This is a genomic window from Kitasatospora gansuensis (genome assembly GCF_014203705.1).
GTDB lineage: Bacteria > Actinomycetota > Actinomycetes > Streptomycetales > Streptomycetaceae > Kitasatospora > Kitasatospora gansuensis.
This window is the reverse complement of record NZ_JACHJR010000001.1, coordinates 1980468-1995349: the sequence shown is the minus strand read 5'-3', so window position 1 is coordinate 1995349 and position 14882 is coordinate 1980468. Positions and strand designations below refer to the sequence as shown.

Here is a 14882-nt window from a genome sequence, read left to right as displayed (position 1 = left end):
CCAAGGAGCTTCCCATGTCCGAACTGCGCAGCCGCGCGCGCACCCTGACCCGCCGTTGGTGGCCGGTCGCGCTCGCCGTGCCGCTGGGTGCCATGGCCGGCGCCGGATACGCCGTCGTCTCGCACCCCAGCTACGCCGCCAACTCCTATGTGGTGGTGGTCCCGCAGGGCCCGGGGGAGGGCGCCACCGCGGTCAACTTCGCCCAGGCGTACGGCCGGCTGGCCGGCCAGCCGCAGGTGCTCGCGGGCGCGGCGGCCGAGACCGGCCGGACCATCAACGAGCTGGCCGAGCTGGTCCGGGGCACCACCTCGCCGGACGCCCCGGTGATCGAGATCACCGGCTCCGGCGGCAAGGGCACGGACGCCGCGCGGGCCGCCGACGCGGTGGCCAAGTCGCTGATCGCCTTCGCCAACACCAGCACCAAGGAGACCGGCGTCAAGCTGGTCCCGCTGGCCGGCGCCGCCGTACCGGACCGCCCGGCCACCCCGTCCGCCCAGCTGGACGTCGCGGTCGGCGCGGCCGGCGGGCTGCTGCTCGGCGCGCTGGTGCTGATGACCCGCCGCCCGAAGAAGGCCGAAGCCGACCCCGGTGCCCCGGTCGAGACCCCGTCCGAACAGACCGTCACCCTCTCGCTGGAGGTCCCCAAGCGCCGCGCCGAGGCCGCCAAGGAGCCGCAGCAGACCGGGAGTCGAGGATGACCACCGAACTCTCCGTCAGCTCGCTGCCCACCCAGACCGGCGCCCCGCGCTGGCGCGCCGAGGTCCGCCGGGAGGACGACGCCCTCGACCGGATCGCCGCCGAGTGGGACGAGCTCGCGGCCCGCTGCGGTGCCGCCACCTCCTTCCAGTCGGCCGCCTGGCTGGCCTCCTGGTGGCGCCACTACGGCCGCCCCGGCGCCCTGGTGCTGGTGCTGGTCTACCGGGACGACCGGCTGGCGGCCGCCGCCGCGCTGCAACGCCGGGGCCCGTTCGGCGGGTTGACCAATCTCGGCGCTGGCCTGGTGGACTTCACCGACGTCCTGCTGGACGACTCCTGTGCCGACCGGGCCGCCGCCGAGCTGGCCGCCGCCCTGCCGCTGACCCGCCCCTGGCACTCGCTGGAGCTGCGCGAGGTCCGTCCCGAGGCCGCCGCCCAGCAGGTGTTCCGGCACTGGGGCGGCCGCCGGCACCGGTTCGCCGACTCGCTCTGCCAGTACCTGCCCGCGGTCCCGATGGAGGAGCTGCTCAAGCGCCTGCCCGGCAAGACCGCCCAGCGCAGCCGGGTCAAGCAGCGCAAGATCGCCGAGTCCGGCATCGAGGTCCGCAGCGCCGCCCCGGCCGAGGTGCCGGAGGCGATCGAGGGCCTGCTCCGGCTGCACATCGAGCAGTGGCAGGACCGCGGCGTCACCCCCGAGCACCGCACCGCGCGGTTCGCCGCCCACCTGGCCGAGTCCACCACCGGGCTGGTCGCCACCGGCCGGGCCGCGGTCCACCGGTTCTACCTGGACGACGAGTTGGTCGCGGTGAACCTGCTGCTGCTCAGCCCGCCGTTCGGCGGCCTGTACATGTACGGCGCCAAGCCCACGCTGCGCGAGCGGCTGGACATCGCCGGCCTGCTGTTCGGCGCCGCGCTGGACGAGGTGCGGGCCGCCGAGATCCCGGTGCTCAGCCTGCTGCGCGGCCAGGAGCCGTACAAGCAGCGCTGGCGCCCGGACCAACTCCCCAACCAGCGGCTGGTGCTGGGCCCCGGCCGGCTCGCCCCGTGGGCGGCCGGACGGGCGGTCCGGGTCGTGATCAGGCAGGCCCTGGTGCACCAGCTGCGCACCAGGCTGCCCGGCGTGAAGAAGGTGCTACTGGCCCGGATGCGGAGCTGACGGGAAGGCGGCTCCCTTGGAGCCGGACATCAGCTGCTTGAACGCTGAGGTCGACCTCGGGTTCCGGTCGCACTGCCAGAAGCCGTGCGGGCAGTAGTCGGTGACGGTCTGGTAGGCGGTGTCGTGGGTGCGCATCCACTCCACCATCCGCCGGACGAACTCCGGGTTGTCGCCGTTGCGGAACAGCCCCCACTCCGGGTACGAGACCGGCTTGCCGCGCTTGGCGGCGAACTCCACCTGGTCCTGCAGCCCGTACGGCTCGGAGATGTACTCGTCGAAGGTGCCGCCGGCCGGCTGGTCGTAGCTGTCCATGCCGATGATGTCGACCACGTCGTCGCCCGGGTAGCAGCGCGTCCACGGGATGGCGTCCAGCCCCCGGGTCGGGTTGAAGTCGAACTTGAAGTGCTGCCCGGGCACCGAGCGCATCACCGTCACGATCCGCCGCCAGTACGCCTTCCAGGCCGTCGGGTCGGGCTTGCAGCGGCTGGTGTAGGTGGTGCCGTTCATCTCCCAGCCCAGCGTCATGACGGTGTCCTGCCCGCCGAGCGCGACCAGCTTCCTGGCCAGCTTGAGGAAGTGCAGGTCGAACTCGCCCTTGTTCGCCCGGGCCAGCAGCCTGGCCACCTCGGCGTCCGGCATGTTGTTCTCGTTCGGCACCAGCATCGGCACGCCGAGCACCAGCTTGCGCTGCGGGTCGGCCAGCTTCCACTGCGACCAGAGGCCGAGCACCACCGACTCGCCCTCGACGTCCCCCCAGCCGTTGCCCGCCAGGTAGGTGTGGCCGACCTGCATGTCGGCGCCGTTCAGCCAGGTCGCCATCTTGGCGATGTTCGGGATGTAGTTGTCCCACGATCCGACGAAGGCGCCGAACGGCGGCTCGTGCCTGGCCCGTTGGACGGCCGGACGGGGGGCCGCACCGCGCGGTTCGATGGCGTCCGAGGAGAGCGAGGTGTGCCGCTCGGTCTGGCTCAGCGGAGTACCGGAGGGAACGCTCGCCGTGGTCACCAACAGCAGCGCGGCGGCGGCCAGCGTCAGGCGGGCCAATCGCATGGGTCTTCTCCTCGGGACGGCGTGCGGGGCCTGTCCAGGCCAGTAGGCACGACGGTAATCCCACAGACCGTCAGAAAAGCCTCATGTCACTCGATAGTGGTAGGTCGCGCACGACGTTGGCCCAGCGGGCCGGGAAAACGACCGCTCCTCACCCGAAGGTGTCGCACCGCGCCATGTCACCCGTTCGGTACCCGGTGGCGAACCACTGCTGCCGCTGCGCCGAGGACCCGTGCGTCCAGCTCTCCGGGTTCACCCGCCCCTGCGCCTGCTGCTGGATCCGGTCGTCGCCGACCGCCGCCGCCGCGTCCAGCCCGGCGGCGATGTCCGCGTCGGTGAGCGAGGTGATCAGCGGCCGCCCGGTGCCGGCCTGCGGCGTCCGGGTCGCGGCGTACGCCCAGACCCCCGCGTAGCAGTCGGCCTGCAGCTCCAGCTTCACCGAGCCGCTGTTCGCCCCCTGCCGGTCCTGGCCGACCTTCTTCATCTGCCCGGTCAGGTTCTGGATGTGGTGCCCGTACTCGTGCGCCACCACGTACGCCTCCGCGAACGGGCCGCCCTTGGCGCCGAACCGGCTGCTCAGCTCGTTGAAGAAGCCGAGGTCGAAGTACGCCTTCCGGTCACCCGGACAGTAGAACGGGCCGACCGCCGAGCTCGCGGCCCCGCAGGCCGTCGACACCTGACCGGTGAACAGCACCGTCTCGGCCGGCCGGTACGCCCCGGCGCGGCGGGTGAACTCGTTCTGCCAGAAGTTCTGCACGCTGTTCACCACCGCGACCATCCGGCAGTCCTGCCGCTGGTTGGCGTCGGACCCCTTCTTGCAGGTGTCCTGCACCTGGCCCGCCGTGGTCTGCCCGGCCGTGCCCCCGCCGCCGTCCGAGACCCCGAGGGTGGCCGGGTCCACCCCGAGCAGCAGCGCGATGATCAACCCGACGATCCCCACCGCACCGCCGCCCAGCGCGACCTTCCCGCCGGACATCCCGCGCCGGTCCTGCACCTGCGAGGTGTCGAGATCCGCCTGGTCGTCAAACTGCATCGCGTACCACCTCTGTAACAGTCCGTCCAGTGACCGCAGTCGCACCCTAGCCGCGCTCCGGGACGGTCGCCCGTTGGCTGACATGGGCTTCCGAGGTGCGGAGACACCTCCCGTACCCCGTCCGGACCGGGTGCGGCCCGTCGCGCCGAGCTGACGGCGGGCGCGCCGGTTGGATACGCTCCGCCCGTGTCCAGGAAGCCGCTGCGTGCCCTCACCCGCCGATCCGTGCTGCCCGCGCTCGCCGTCCTGGTGGTGCTCGGGGCGGGTGCCGCAGCGCACGCCAACCGCCCGGTGCCGTTCGGCGACCGCCTGGTCAAGCCGGGTGATGCGGACGGCGCGGCGGCCAGCCCGGTCGGCGCCCAGACCCGCGCGGCCGGCAGCCTGGAGCTCCGGGTCGGCCCCGGTCTGGAAGCCTTCGACCGGGCGAGCGGCGAACACCTCTGGTCCTACCGCCGGGAGGGTGCCACCGCCCTGCACCAGGCGATGGTCGGCGAGAACGCCGTGGTGATCTGGGACGACGGCATGGTCACCTCGGTCCGCCCCAGCGACCACGAGGTCCGCTGGCACCGGGCCGTCCCCGGCCTGGCCGAGTGGCTGGACGGCGCGGACCTCAAGGAGGGCGTCGAGCGCACCGAGACGGAGAAGCAGGCCGGCGCGGTCCGGCGGGCCGCCGCGGCGCTCCAGCCGGTCGACGGCGACGACACCCCCTGGGTGGCGGTGGTCACCCCCGCCCTGACCATGGGCTTCCGCGACAGCGACGGCGACCTCCGGTTCAACTCCCGCCCGCTGGCCGGGTGTTCGTACGACCCACTGCGGGCGGTGCACACCGGGTACGCGGTGCTGGTGCCCCGCTCCTGCACCGGCACCAACGGCGCGGGCAACCCGCTGCCCGGCGGCATCACCGGCTTCCGCCTCTCGCTCCGCGGCTTCCAGCTCGACGCCGGGCCCAACGTCCAGCTCCGCCGCCTCGACGACCAGCGCGTCACCATCGAGGACGGCCCCATCCTGGGCACCCGCACCTACGACACCAAGCTCGCCGCCCCCGAATCCACCTGCACCGTCCCCTTCGCCGCCCTCCACCCCACCCCAGGCTGCCCGGCCAAGTAGCCGCTGCGCTCAGCCAGAGCTGACCAGGGGCTCGGGGAACTGCGACGCCGACCTCGTTCAAGGTGATCCGTGCGTAGGCGGTCAGGCACTTTCGCCTGTGCCCCCAGCTGAGCACTTGCCGAAAAGTGTCTGGACGCGTGCCGGTAGACTGGGCCACATGGCTGTTCTCTCCGGGCATTAGCGGGCGAGCGGCGCCCGAGGCGCCTCACCCCAGCCCCGCCCCCATCCCGCCGCCCCGCCTGTCTCAGGAGTTTCCACAGCCATGATTTCCGCCAACGCCCTGGAGCTGCGCGCCGGCGCCCGCGTCCTGATCGAGTCCGCCAACTTCCGGATCGCCCCGGGTGACCGGATCGGTCTGGTCGGCCGCAACGGCGCCGGCAAGACCACCCTCACCAAGGTGCTGGCCGGCGAGGGCATCCCGGCCGGCGGCAGCGTCACCAGCACCGGCCAGGTCGGCTACCTCCCGCAGGACCCGCGCACCGGCGACCTCGACGTCCTCGCCCGCGACCGCATCCTCTCCGCCCGTGGCCTCGACACCGTGCTGCGGAAGATGCGCGAGAACGAGGACCGGATGGCCAACGGCCAGGGCGCCACCCGGGACAAGGCGATGAAGAAGTACGCCAGCCTGGAGACCGAGTTCCTCACCAAGGGCGGGTACGCCGCCGAGGCCGAGGCCGCCACCATCGCCGCCGCGCTGGGCCTGCCGGACCGCATCCTCGGCCAGCAGCTGCACACCCTCTCCGGTGGTCAGCGCCGCCGGGTCGAGCTGGCCCGGATCCTGTTTTCGGACTCGGACATCCTGCTGCTCGACGAGCCCACCAACCACCTGGACGCCGACTCGATCGTCTGGCTGCGGGACTTCCTGAAGACGTACAAGGGCGGCTTCATCGTGATCTCGCACGATGTCGAACTGGTCGAGACCGTGGTCAACAAGGTGTTCTACCTGGACGCCAACCGGTCGCAGATCGACATCTACAACATGGGCTGGAAGCAGTACCAGCAGCAGCGCGAGGACGACGAGAAGCGCCGCAAGCGCGAGCGCGCCAACGCCGAGAAGAAGGCCGCGACGCTCAACTCGCAGGCCGACAAGATGCGCGCCAAGGCCACCAAGACCGTCGCCGCGCAGAACATGGCCCGCCGGGCCGAGAAGCTGCTCTCCGGTCTCGAGCAGGTCCGCGCCTCCGACAAGGTCGCCAAGCTGCGCTTCCCGGACCCGGCCCCGTGCGGCAAGACGCCGCTGACGGCGAGTGGACTCTCCAAGTCCTACGGCTCGTTGGAGATCTTCACCGACGTCGGCCTGGCGATCGACCGGGGCTCCCGGGTGGTCATCCTGGGCTTCAACGGCGCCGGCAAGACCACCCTGCTGCGGATGCTCGCGGGCGTCGAGCAGCCGGACACCGGCGAGGTGACCCCGGGTCACGGTCTGAAGATCGGCTACTACGCGCAGGAGCACGAGACGCTCGACCCGGAGCGGACGGTGCTGGAGAACATGCGCTCCGCCGCGCCGGACACCGACCTGGTGCAGATCCGGAAGATCCTCGGCTCGTTCCTGTTCTCCGGCGACGACGTCGACAAGCCGGCCGGGGTGCTCTCCGGTGGTGAGAAGACCCGACTCGCGCTGGCCTCGCTGGTGGTCTCCAGCGCCAACGTGCTGCTACTCGACGAGCCCACCAACAACCTCGACCCGGCCAGCCGCGAGGAGATCCTCGGCGCGCTGCGCACCTTCTCCGGTGCGGTGGTCCTGGTGACCCACGACGAGGGTGCCGTCGAGGCGCTCCAGCCGGAGCGGATCATCCTGCTGCCGGACGGTGTCGAGGACCTGTGGAGCCCCGGATACCTGGACCTGGTCGCGCTGGCCTGAGGGTCGCAGTAGACGCCGAGTAGGTTCATTGGCGTAGAAAAGCCGGTCACGGACGGAATCCGGGAATGGGAGAGTCCCGGATTCCGTTTGGAGAGTTCCCTTGTTCGCGGCGCCGTGTCGATCCCCCGGCCCGCCCGTGCTGATCAGCAATTTCGTCCCCCACCGCCCCCGTTCGGCCGTCGCACCAGGGGGCGTGAGCACCCTCTGTGAGCGCCCTTGTGCGCAGCGATCACGACCGGCAGACTGCGCCTTCCCGGTATCGACCTTGTCGAATGGGTGGCCAGGAGCCTGGCTATGGGTGATCATGGGAATCTGACCGAGCAAAGCTACGAGGAGGCACGGGTGGCCGAGACTCTGAAAAAGGGCAGCCGGGTAACTGGTGCCGCGCGTGAGAAGCTCGCGGCCGATCTTAAGAAGAAATACGACTCCGGGGCGAGCATTCGCGCGCTTGCGGAGGAGACCGGCCGCTCTTACGGCTTCGTGCACCGCATGTTGAGCGAGTCCGGAGTGATCCTCCGAGGCCGCGGTGGTGCCACGCGTGGCAAGGGCAAGGTGACTGCGGCAGCCGGGTCCTGACGCATTGTCAGGATATCCGACCCGGCCGGGCAGTGCCGGATTTGCAGAGCGCCGGCAGTTCAGTGAGCAGCAAGCAGCGTGAGACGAATCGGCGGCCGGAAACCCGGACCGCCGATCGTCGTTCCCGGTGTCGTGGGAGTGGGTCCGAGTGGGCCTGTCCGGCGGCGCCGGCCAGAGGTGGGTATTCCAGTGTTACTCTCCGGTAGCCAACCGCACCGTCGCCGGAGGTACCGCCATGACCACCCCCATCCTGGACACCGACCCGCAGCTCTGGGAGCAGGCCGGAGTCCGGCTCGAACTCGACGGTGAGACCGCCGTGGTGACGCTCTGTCGGCCGGAGCGGCGCAACGCCCAGTCCCCGGCGATGTGGCGGGCGCTGGCCGGGATCGGCCGCAGCCTGCCGGGCACCGTACGGGTCGTGGTGCTGCGGGCCGAGGGCGTCTCCTTCTCGGCGGGTCTCGACCGGGCGATGTTCTCCCCGGAGGGCATCCCGGGGGAGCGGAACTTCCTGCAGCTCGCCGCGGCGGACGACAAGGACCTGGACGAGACCATCGCCTCGTACCAGGAGGCGTTCACCTGGTGGCGCCGGGCGGACGTGATCAGCATCGCCGCCGTCCAGGGCCACGCGGTCGGCGCGGGCTTCCAGCTCGCGCTCGGCTGCGACCTGCGGGTGGTCGCCGAGGACGTCCAGTTCGCCATGAAGGAGACCTCGCTCGGCCTGGTCCCCGATCTGGCCGGCACCAAGCCGCTGACCGAACTGGTCGGCTACGCAAGGGCGCTGGAGATCTGCGCGACCGGCCGCTGGGTCGGTGCGGAGGAGGCGGTGGCCACCGGGCTGGCCAACCTGGCCGTCCCTGCGGCCGAGCTGGACGCCACCGTCCGGGACCTGACCGCTGCCCTGCTGGCCGCGCCGCGCAGTGCGGTGATCGAGACCAAGGCGCTGCTCCAGGGGGCGTCCGGCCGCTCCTTCGAGGAGCAGCGCGCCGCCGAGCGGGCCGCCCAGGCCCGCCGCCTGCGCGACCTGGCCGGCCTCGGCGACTGACGACCGGTCAACCAACTCAAGGGCCCACCCCGACCGGGGTGGGCCCTTTGCGCTGTCCGGTGGTCTCCGGCGGGCGGGGGTCGTGGCGGAATGTCAGAGTTGGGCTGATTTGCGATATAGCTGGACCGTACAGACAGGGAGCCCGTCATGCCCGACACCCCGACGCCCGCCGCGATGCCGAAGACCGACACCCACAAGGCCGCCGCCCCGCAGCCCGCCGAGGAGCGCGGCCGTACCGCGCTGGCGGTCGGCGTGGTGGAGAAGATCGCCGGCATGGCCGCCCGGGAGGTGTCCGGCATCCACGCGCTCGGCTCCGGTCTGTCCCGGACCTTCGGCGCCATGCGCGACCGGGTGCCCGGCGGCAAGTCCAGCGTCGGCCGGGGCATCAAGGCCGAGGTGGGCGAGAAGCAGACGGCGATCGACATCGCGCTGATCGTCGAGTACGGCGTGGTGATCCCGACGCTGGCGGCCGAGGTACGGGCCAACATCATCGCGGCGGTGGAACGGATGACCGGCCTCGAGGTGGTCGAGGTGAACATCGCCGTCAACGACGTCCACCTGCCGGACGAGCCGGACAGCGACGAGGAAGAGGAGTCGGCGGCCGGCAGCGGCCAGCGGCCCAGGGTCCAGTAGCGCGACACAACAGGACGCGACACAACAGGACAGGAGCAGAGGCGGATGAATCTCGGCCTGATCGGGCTGGTGGTGGGGATGGCCCTGGGCTTTGCCGGGTACTTCGGCGGGTTCGCCGCTTTCCTGCTCGTCGCGGTCCTCGGCGGGGTCGGCTTCGTGGTCGGCCGCCTGCTCGAGGGCGACCTCGATCTCCATGACCTCGGCGACCTGCTGCGCGGTCGCGACCGGCGCCGGTGATGTCGGCGGCGGTGGTCTCCCCGGCGGTGCCGCCCGCCGAGCGCGGACGGCTGCGGATCGCCGACCGGGTGCTGGTCCGGCTGGCCGAGCGAGCGGCCGGACAGGCCCTCGGCCGGCCCGGCGCGGTCCGGCGGGTCGCGGTGACCGGCCCGGGCCACCCGGTCCGGCTGACCCTCGGCGTCGAACTGCCCTTCCCGGCCGACCTGGCCACGCTGGCCACGGCGGTCCGGACGGCCGTCGTGGCCGAGCTGGCCGCGCTGACCGGACGCACGGTCGGTGAGGTCGTGGTGGTGGTCGAACGGCTGGTGCCGACGGTATGACGGTGGATCAGGCCCCGGTCAGGGCCCGCCGACTGCGGACCGCCAGGACCGGCTGGACGGGCCTCGTGGTGGTGGCCGCCCTGGTGGTCGGCGGCGGCCTGCTGTACGACGCGGTGGCGGTCCGCACCGGCCACCGGGCCCGCCCCTGGCGGGCCGAGACCGCGGACCGGCTGGCCACCGTGCACCTGGACGACCCGGTGGTGCAGATCTCCGCCGGGGCGGCCGTACTGATCGGAGCCCTGCTGCTCGGTCTCGCGGTGGCACCCGGGATGCGGCGCTGGCTGCCGCTGCGGCAGCCCGGCGCGGTCATCGACCGGGCCGGGGTGGCCGCCCTGCTCACCCGGCGGGCCCGGCAGCTGGACGGCGTGAGCTGGGTGAAGATCAAGGTACGGCGCGCCCGGACCAGGGTGACGGTGGCCGGGCCCGCCGACCCGGCCGAGGTGCAGCGGGAGCTGCGGACGGAGCTGGCCCGGGTGCCGCTGGCCGGCGAACACCGGCTGGACGTCCGGACCGGGAGGGCGCGGCGATGAGCCGGAACACGGTGAACCGGATCCTGCTGGCCCTGGCCGGCCTCCTGCTGCTGGCCGGCGGAGCCCTGGTACTGGCCGGGGGGTTCGACCTCTACGGCCGGCTCGGCGTACGGATGCCCGGCTGGTGGCCGCTCACCTCGCCGGACCAGCCGGTGCTGAGCGATGCCTCGCGCACCCGGTGGTCGGACGAGCCGTGGTGGTGGCCGGTGGTGTTCGCGGTGCTCGGGCTGACGGTCGCGCTGAGCCTGTGGTGGCTGTTCGCCCAGCTGCGGCGGAGCGGACCGAGCTCGGTGACGCTGCCGGTGGCCGCGCCGGGGGTGACGCTCCGGCTGCGTTCCCGCGCACTCGTCGACGCGGTCGAGACCGAGACGGTGGCGTTGCCCGAAGTGGCCCGGGTGCAGGCCCGGCTGACGGGGCGTCCGAAACGGCTGCTGCTCCGGGCGGCGGTCCGCCTCACCCCCGACGGCGACCCCGCCGCAGCGGTGGACCGCTTCCTCACCGGCCCGCTCGCCCACGCCCGCACCGCCCTCGGCCAGGACCTCCCGACCGACCTCCGCCTCCAGGTGGCCCGACCCCCGTCCCCCCGCCGCGAACCGGCCCCCCGCCGGGTCATTTGAGACGGACCGAAAGTTGCACTATCCAGGGGCTCGGGGAACTGCGAGGAGATCTGGCGCCGGGGTCACTGCGAAAGTGCCTGACCACACACGCACGTTGAACGCTCCTGAGGTTGGCGCCGCCGTTCCCCGGGCCCCTGGTGGCTGATGCCTAGAGCGAACGCAGAGCTCCGCCGTCGACCGGGATCATGATGCCCGTGAGATAGGAGGCCGCCGGGGACAGCGCGAAGGCCGCGACCCTGCCGAACTCCTCCGGGGTGCCGTAGCGGCCGAGCGGGATGGTGGCACCGGCGCGGGCGCGAGCCGCCCCCGCGTCGCCGCCGAGGGCGTCGAGCTCGCGGAGGCGGTCGGTGTCGATCCGTCCGGGCAGCAGCCCGAGGACGCGGATGCCGCGCGGGCCGAGCTCGTCGGCGAGGGACTTGGCGGCCATCGCGAGGCCGGGCCGCAGGCCGTTGGAGATCCCCAGCCCCGGGACGGGCTGGCGGACCGAGGTGGAGAGGACGAAGGCGATCACGCCGCCCTCACCGAGCGCCGCGGCCGCCGCGCGGGCGATCCGCAGGGCGCCGAGCACGACGGTCTCGAAGGCGTGCTGCCAGTCCGCCTCGGTGGAGTCGAGCACGGTGCCGGCCGCCGGGCCGCCGACGCTGACCAGGACGCCGTCGAGGCGCCCGTAGGTCTGCTGGGCGGCGGAGATCAGCAGCTGGGCGGCGGCGGGGTCGGCGTTGTCGGCGACCACGCCGTGCACCCGGCCGGGGGCGTCGAGGGTGGCGACCGCCGCGTCCACCGCCTGCTTGGTGCGGCCGCTGAGCACCACCTTGGCGCCGTCGCCGAGCAGTTCGCGCGCGGAGGCGAGGCCGAGGCCCCGGGTCGCGCCGGTCACCACGTACACCTTGTCCTGAAGTCCGAGATCCATGACGGCCATCCTGCCCGATCGACGGACCGTCAGGCACGGACCGTCAGGCGGAGAGCAGCTCGGGGTCGGGCTGGTCGGCGGCGGGTGAGTGGGCCTCGCGGCGGGCCAGCACCACCAGGCCGACCGGGACCAGGGCGGCGAACAGCCACCACTGGACGGCGTACGCCATGTGCGGGCCGATCGAGGAGTGGTCGGGCTCGGAGAGCAGGACGGGGGAGTCGCCCTGGGCGGGGGTGGAGGCGGCGAGTTCGAGGTAGCCGCCGAGCACCCGGGCGCCGGTCAGTTCGGCCTGCTGGCCGCTGTTGATCAGCTGGAACTGACGGTCCGGCAGCTTGCCGCGGACCTTGATGCCGCTGCTCTGGGTGGTCTCGTCGGCGCGCAGCCGACCGGTGACGGTGACCTGGCCGGCGGGCGGGGCGGGGATCGCGGGGTAGCTGGTGGCGTCCCCGCCGGAGTCCACCCAGCCGCGGTTGACCAGCACCGAGCCGTTGCCGTCGGCCAGCGTGAGCGGGGTGATGACGAAGTAGCCGATGCTGCTGCCGCCGGGCTCGGTCCGGTTACGGATCACGAACTCGTGCCCGGGGTCGTACTGCCCGGTGGCGCTCATGGTGCGCCAGGTGAGGTCCTTGGGCACCGCGTAGCCGGGCTGGGAGACCGAGTCGAAGGGGACCGGCGCGGCGGTCAGGCTCTGCGCGATCAGCTCGTTGCGGGCGACCCGGTCCTGGTGCCGGTGGAACTGCCAGAAGCCCAGCTCGACCATGGCCGGGACGAGCAGCGCGACGAGCAGGGCGAAGGCCGCCCAGCGCCAGGAGAGCAGAAATCGGTACACATCGGCAAACTACGCGCACCTACACCGCGCTCACACACCGGGGTGGGGAGCCACCTCGCGGAGCAGGTGCAGGAAGGCGTCCTCGCCGACCACCGGGGTGCCGAACTCGCGCGCCTTTCGTGCTTTGCCGCTCCAGCTGCCCGCCTCGTTGGTGACCAGCAGGCTGGTCAGCCGGCTGACCGAGGAGGCGATGTGCAGGCCGGCCTCGATCGCGCGGTCCTCCAGCAGCTCGCGGTCGGTGGCGGTGTCGCCGGTGATGGCCACCCGCATGCCCTGCATCAGCGGGCTGCCGTCCACCCAGCGGCCCGGGTTCGGGTACGGGCAGGCGGGGCGCTTGCGGCTCGGGCGGTAGGAGGAGGAGAAGCCGGACCTGGCGGGTGCGGAGGCATCCTCACCCAGGTCGGTGACGGCCACACAGGTGGTCAGCGGGAGCGGCACACCGGCCTGGCGGGCCAGGTGCAGGCTGGGGCGGAACGCCTCGGCCAGCACCCGGGCGTCGTCCAGCGCGTTGTGCGCCTGGCGCTGCTGGACACCGAAGTACTCGGCCAGGCTGGCCAGCTTGCCGTTGGGCAGCGGCAGGCCGAGGTCGCGGGACAGCACCATGGTGCAGAGCCGCTGCTCGACGGGGGCGCGCAGCCCGGCGCGCGAGTACTCGCGGGAGATCATGTTCCAGTCGAAGAGCGCGTTGTGGGCCACCATCACCCGCCCGGCCAGCCGCTCGCCCAGCTCGGCGGCGATCTCCGGGAAGGTCGGCGCCCCGGCCAGGGCCGCGCTGGTCAGGCCGTGGATCCAGGTCGGGCCCGGGTCCCGCTCGGGGTTGACCAGGGTGTACCAGTGGTCGGTGACCTCGCCGTGCGCGTCCAGCTGGTAGACACCGGCCGAGATGACCCGGTCGGTGCGGCCGAGCCCGGTGGTCTCGACGTCGACCACGGCGAAGCCCTGACCGTGCTCGGTGCTGCGCTGCGCCGGGAACGGCGCGGCCCAGGTGGGTTCGCCGCTCGGGGACTGGATCGCGTACATGGTGGACCAGCTTAAGGGCGCGCGCCCACACCCAAGGTCATTCGGCGGATTCCGGGCGCCCCACGACCGCCGAAAGTGGCGTACGCGACACCCCGGAATATCGTGGGAGCCGAGGTGGTCCTACCAGGGCGACCCCGCACCACGCACCAGGCAGAAGGAAGATCCCTCATGCGCGCCACCGTGATCCACGGACCGAACGACATCCGGATCGAGGAGGTCCCCGACCCGGTGATCCAGCGGCCGACCGACGCGGTGGTGCGGGTGCTGAACGCCTGTATCTGCGGCAGCGACCTGTGGGCGTACCGGGGCGTGGCGGCCCGTCAGCCGGGGCAGCGGATCGGGCACGAGTTCCTCGGCGTGGTCGAGGAGGTCGGCCGGGAGGTCGCCGGGGTGAAGGCCGGTGACCTGGTGGTCGCGCCCTTCGTCTGGTCGGACGGCGTCTGCGACTTCTGCCGCGAGGGCCTGCAGACCTCCTGCCCGCACGGCGGCTTCTGGGGCGAGGTCGGCTCGGACGGCGGCCAGGGCGAGGCGGTCCGGGTGCCGTTCGCCGACGGGACGCTGGTGAAGCTCCCGCAGGAGGCGGTCGGCGACGAGAAGCTGCTGGCCTCGCTGCTGGCGCTGTCCGACGTGATGAGCACCGGCCACCACGCGGCCGTCTCGGCCGGGGTGCGCCCCGGTGCGACGGTGGCCGTGGTCGGCGACGGCGCGGTCGGCCTGTGCGGCGTGCTGGCCGCCCACCGGCTCGGCGCCGGGCGGATCATCGCGCTCGGCCGGCACCAGGCCAGGACGGACATCGCCCGGGCGTTCGGCGCCACCGACGTGGTGGCCGAGCGCGGCGAGGCGGCGATCGAGGCGGTCCGCGAGCTGACGGGCGGTCAGGGCGCGCACGCCGTACTGGAGGCGGTCGGCACCGAGGAGTCGATGCGCACCGCGATCTCGATCACCCGGGACGGCGGCGGGGTCGGCTACGTCGGCGTCCCGCACGGCGGCAGCGCGGGCGTGGACATCGGCCAGATGTTCAACCGCAACGTCTCGGTCGGCGGCGGCGTCGCGCCCGCCCGGGCGTACATCCCCGAGCTGCTCGCCGACGTGCTGGCCGGCACGATCAACCCGGGCCTGGTCTTCGACCGCACGGTCGACCTGGACGGCGTGCCGGACGGTTACCGGGCGATGGACGACCGCTCGGCGCTGAAGGTCCGGATCGCCTTCTGACGCTTGCTCAGAATGGCGGCACCGCACGGCGGTGCCGCCATTTGGCGTTTTCTGGT

General features: G+C 72.7%; 17 protein-coding genes. 12 read left to right on the top strand and 5 right to left on the bottom strand.

Annotated elements, in window-relative coordinates:
* Positions 1–14 precede the first annotated feature (14 nt).
* A complete protein-coding gene (locus F4556_RS08810; RefSeq protein WP_184913144.1) occupies positions 15–698 on the top strand; it encodes a YveK family protein in 684 nt (227 codons plus the stop codon).
* Positions 695–1852, top strand: a complete 1158-nt coding sequence (locus F4556_RS08805) for a GNAT family N-acetyltransferase (RefSeq protein WP_184913142.1) — start codon at positions 695–697, stop codon at positions 1850–1852. Before F4556_RS08810 ends, F4556_RS08805 begins: the two co-directional genes overlap by 4 nt.
* On the opposite strand, the gene F4556_RS08800 is transcribed toward F4556_RS08805, so the two are convergent.
* Both F4556_RS08800 and ypfJ read right to left on the bottom strand, forming a co-directional pair.
* Positions 1829–2902 carry a glycoside hydrolase family 26 protein gene (locus F4556_RS08800; protein ID WP_184913140.1) on the bottom strand — a complete coding sequence of 358 codons (1074 nt, stop codon included), beginning with the start codon at positions 2900–2902 and terminating at the stop codon, positions 1829–1831. The genes F4556_RS08805 and F4556_RS08800 overlap by 24 nt on opposite strands.
* Before the next feature lie 148 nt (positions 2903–3050).
* Positions 3051–3932, bottom strand: coding sequence for a KPN_02809 family neutral zinc metallopeptidase (gene ypfJ, locus F4556_RS08795; protein ID WP_184913138.1), 882 nt, complete (start codon positions 3930–3932; stop codon positions 3051–3053).
* A 186-nt stretch (positions 3933–4118) separates the two neighbouring features.
* Between ypfJ and F4556_RS08790 the strand changes: the two genes are divergently transcribed.
* From F4556_RS08790 to F4556_RS08750, 9 genes are all read left to right on the top strand, one after another.
* Positions 4119–5039 (top strand): PQQ-binding-like beta-propeller repeat protein, encoded by a 921-nt coding sequence (locus F4556_RS08790; RefSeq protein ID WP_184913136.1) that lies wholly within the window; start codon positions 4119–4121, stop codon positions 5037–5039.
* A 262-nt stretch (positions 5040–5301) separates the two neighbouring features.
* Entirely contained in the window at positions 5302–6900 is a 1599-nt protein-coding gene (locus tag F4556_RS08785) for an ABC-F family ATP-binding cassette domain-containing protein (RefSeq protein ID WP_184913134.1), read from the top strand.
* Positions 6901–7242: 342 nt separating this feature from the next.
* Positions 7243–7476 carry a helix-turn-helix domain-containing protein gene (locus F4556_RS08780; RefSeq protein WP_313068213.1) on the top strand — a complete coding sequence of 78 codons (234 nt, stop codon included), beginning with the start codon at positions 7243–7245 and terminating at the stop codon, positions 7474–7476.
* Positions 7477–7711: 235 nt separating this feature from the next.
* Positions 7712–8518 carry an enoyl-CoA hydratase/isomerase family protein gene (locus F4556_RS08775; protein ID WP_184913130.1) on the top strand — a complete coding sequence of 269 codons (807 nt, stop codon included), beginning with the start codon at positions 7712–7714 and terminating at the stop codon, positions 8516–8518.
* A 174-nt stretch (positions 8519–8692) separates the two neighbouring features.
* Positions 8693–9151: an Asp23/Gls24 family envelope stress response protein gene (locus F4556_RS08770; protein WP_246511401.1), complete on the top strand. Its 459-nt coding sequence runs from the start codon at positions 8693–8695 to the stop codon at positions 9149–9151.
* Positions 9152–9196: 45 nt separating this feature from the next.
* Positions 9197–9388 carry a hypothetical protein gene (locus F4556_RS08765; protein ID WP_184913127.1) on the top strand — a complete coding sequence of 64 codons (192 nt, stop codon included), beginning with the start codon at positions 9197–9199 and terminating at the stop codon, positions 9386–9388.
* The gene (locus tag F4556_RS08760; protein WP_184913124.1) at positions 9388–9708 is read left to right on the top strand and encodes a hypothetical protein; all 321 of its coding nucleotides are present in this window, start codon (positions 9388–9390) and stop codon (positions 9706–9708) included. The genes F4556_RS08765 and F4556_RS08760 overlap by 1 nt, the downstream gene beginning before the upstream one ends.
* Positions 9705–10238: a DUF6286 domain-containing protein gene (locus tag F4556_RS08755; protein ID WP_184913122.1), complete on the top strand. Its 534-nt coding sequence runs from the start codon at positions 9705–9707 to the stop codon at positions 10236–10238. The genes F4556_RS08760 and F4556_RS08755 overlap by 4 nt, the downstream gene beginning before the upstream one ends.
* Positions 10235–10855, top strand: a complete 621-nt coding sequence (locus tag F4556_RS08750; protein ID WP_184913120.1) for an Asp23/Gls24 family envelope stress response protein — start codon at positions 10235–10237, stop codon at positions 10853–10855. Before F4556_RS08755 ends, F4556_RS08750 begins: the two co-directional genes overlap by 4 nt.
* 148 nt (positions 10856–11003) lie before the next feature.
* Here F4556_RS08750 and F4556_RS08745 read toward each other — a convergent pair whose 3' ends face one another.
* The 3 genes from F4556_RS08745 to F4556_RS08735 are packed head-to-tail and all read right to left on the bottom strand — an operon-like array spanning position 11004 to position 13614.
* A complete protein-coding gene (locus tag F4556_RS08745; RefSeq protein ID WP_184913119.1) occupies positions 11004–11765 on the bottom strand; it encodes an SDR family oxidoreductase in 762 nt (253 codons plus the stop codon).
* 43 nt (positions 11766–11808) lie between these two features.
* Positions 11809–12594, bottom strand: a complete 786-nt coding sequence (locus F4556_RS08740) for an SURF1 family cytochrome oxidase biogenesis protein (protein ID WP_184913117.1) — start codon at positions 12592–12594, stop codon at positions 11809–11811.
* A 30-nt stretch (positions 12595–12624) separates the two neighbouring features.
* Positions 12625–13614, bottom strand: a complete 990-nt coding sequence (locus F4556_RS08735; RefSeq protein ID WP_184913115.1) for a DEDDh family exonuclease — start codon at positions 13612–13614, stop codon at positions 12625–12627.
* Positions 13615–13782: 168 nt separating this feature from the next.
* Here F4556_RS08735 and F4556_RS08730 point away from each other — a divergent pair, with 168 nt between their 5' ends.
* Positions 13783–14826, top strand: a complete 1044-nt coding sequence (locus tag F4556_RS08730; protein ID WP_184913113.1) for a zinc-dependent alcohol dehydrogenase family protein — start codon at positions 13783–13785, stop codon at positions 14824–14826.
* The last annotated feature ends 56 nt before the right edge of the window (positions 14827–14882 follow it).